General features: G+C 70.7%; 1 protein-coding gene and 1 pseudogene. One reads left to right on the forward strand and one right to left on the reverse strand.

Going from position 1 to position 2,430, the window contains the following annotated elements; all coding sequences use genetic code 11:
- Positions 1–230: pseudogene (locus ACTHMS_RS06690) on the reverse strand (hypothetical protein); the annotation flags it as partial.
- Between the two features lie 127 nt (positions 231–357).
- Here ACTHMS_RS06690 and ACTHMS_RS06695 point away from each other — a divergent pair.
- Positions 358–2,430, forward strand: a 2,073-nt coding sequence (locus ACTHMS_RS06695) for a glycoside hydrolase family 3 protein (protein WP_440305891.1), incomplete at its 3' end; no start/stop codon positions are given.

Below are 2,430 nucleotides of genomic sequence, written 5' to 3' on the forward strand. Positions count from 1 at the left end.
ACGCCGGCCGACCGGCCGCGCGCGACGCTCGGCCCGGGCGGCCGCTGCTCGAGCAGCCGCTCGGACGCCAGCAGGTCGGCGACGACGTCGGCGACCGCGCTGCGCGAGAGCCCGGTCAGCCGCTGCACGTCGGCACGCGTGGCCGAACCCTCCCGCCGCACGGCGTCGAGCACCCGCTGCCGCGACCTGGCATGACGGCTCATGCCGGGGCGGCGGTCGACGGCGGTCACATCCGTCCTTTCGTCCGGTCACTGGAGTAATTCGACCGTAACGTCCCTCTTGTCCGATTCACAGCCGCGGGGTCAGCATTCGGACATCCCGCCCAAACGACCGGCGGAGATCTCCCCAGGAGGATCCATGCCTCACGCTGCACCACCGCAGCACCGCCGGCGGGCCCGCCGCGCGGTCCGCCTCGGCGCCATCGGCATCACCGGCGCCCTCGCCGTCTCGATCACCACCGCCCCCACCGCCGACGCCGGGCCGACGCACCATCCGACCGCCAAGGGCCATCCGGCCGCGGCGCGTCCGGCCTACCTGGACGCGAAGCTGCCGATCGCCGCCCGCGTGCGCGACCTGCTCGGCCGCATGACCCTCGCCGAGAAGGTCGGGCAGATGACGCAGGCCGAGCGCGGCGCCGTCGACACCAGCCGCGACAAGATCACCACCGACAACCTCGGCTCGCTGCTCTCGGGCGGCGGCTCGACACCGGCGACGAACGACCCGCAGGCGTGGGCCGACATGATCGACGCGTACCAGTCGTACGCGCTGAAGACGCGGCTGCACATCCCGCTGATCTACGGCATCGACTCGGTGCACGGGCACGGCAACCTCTATGGCGCCACGCTCATCCCCCACAACGTCGGCCTCGGCTCGACGCGCGACCCGAAGCTGGTCGAGCAGAGCGAGCACATGGTCGCCACCGAGACACGCGCCACGGGCATTCCCTGGGTCTTCGCGCCGTGCCTCTGCGTCGCCCGCGACGACCGGTGGGGACGCACCTACGAGAGCTTCGGCGAGGACCCGGCGCTCGTCGAGGCGATGGAGACCTCGATCGACGGCTTCCAGGGCACGCGGCCGAGCGATCTCAGCAAGCCCGACCATGTGCTCGCCACCGCCAAGCACTTCGCCGGTGACGGCGACACCACCTACGGCAGCGGGCGCGACGCCGCCGGGGCGCACAGCAGCAACTACCCGATCGACCAGGGCATCACGCAGGTCAGCCGCGCGCACTTCGACCGCATCGACCTCGCGCCGTACGTGCCTGCCGTGAAGCAGCACCACGTCGGGTCGATCATGCCGTCGTACTCGTCCGTGGACTTCACGAACGACGGCCTCGGCAACCCGGTGAAGATGCACGCGGACGCAGCGTTGCTGCAGGGCTGGCTCAAGGACAAGCTCGGCTTCGACGGCTTCGTCATCAGCGACTACAACGGCCTCGAGCAGATCCCGCTGCCGACGTTCGCGGCGAAGGTCGACGCCTTCGTCAACGCGGGTGGCGACATGGCGATGGAGCCGAACAAGTTCGAGAACTTCGAGACGACGCTCGTCGACGAGGTGCAGGCCGGCCACGTGTCGATGGCCCGCATCGACGACGCGGTCACGCGCATCCTCACCGAGAAGTTCGCCCTCGGGCTGTTCGAGCACCCCTACGCCGACCGCACACACATCAACGAGATCGGCGACACGCAGCACCGGGCCATCGCCCGCCAGGCGGCGGCCGAGTCGCAGGTGCTGCTGAAGAACGATCACAACGTGCTGCCGCTGGGGAAGAACGAGCGCATCTACGTTGCCGGCCGCAACGCCGACAACCTCGGTGACCAGGCCGGCGGCTGGACGATCACCTGGCAGGGCCAGAGCGGGACGCACACCTTGGGCACCACGATCCTGCAGGGCATGCGGCAGGTGGCGCCGAGGGCGACGATCACCTACAGCCAGGACGCGTCCGCGCCGACCGCCGGCTACGACGTCGGTGTGGTGATCGTCGGCGAGACGCCCTACAGCGAGGGCTACGGCGACGTCGGCGGCCCGCGGTGGGCCTACGACCCGAGCGACCACAACACGCCGCGCGAGCCGAAGACGATGGAGCTCAAGCAGTCCGACCAGGACGCGATCGACAAGGTCTGCTCGGCGTTGCCGAAGTGCGTCGTGCTCGTCGTGTCGGGCCGCCCGCAGATCGTCACCTCGCAGCTGCCCGAGATCGACGGCCTGGTGGCCTCGTGGCTGCCCGGCACCGAGGGTGAGGGCGTCGCCGACGTGCTGTTCGGCAACCGCGGCTTCAGCGGGCAGCTGTCGCAGAGCTGGCCGCGGTCGGCCGACCAGGAGCCGATCAACGTGGGCGACCGAAACTACGCCCCGCTCTACCCGTTCGGCTGGGGGCTTACTACCACGGCGCGCGGTCGGCACGCGGCAACCGCGCGCACCACCGAGCCG

The sequence above is a fragment of the Jatrophihabitans sp. genome (genome assembly GCF_051960575.1).
Lineage (GTDB): Bacteria > Actinomycetota > Actinomycetes > Mycobacteriales > Jatrophihabitantaceae > JBQCEE01.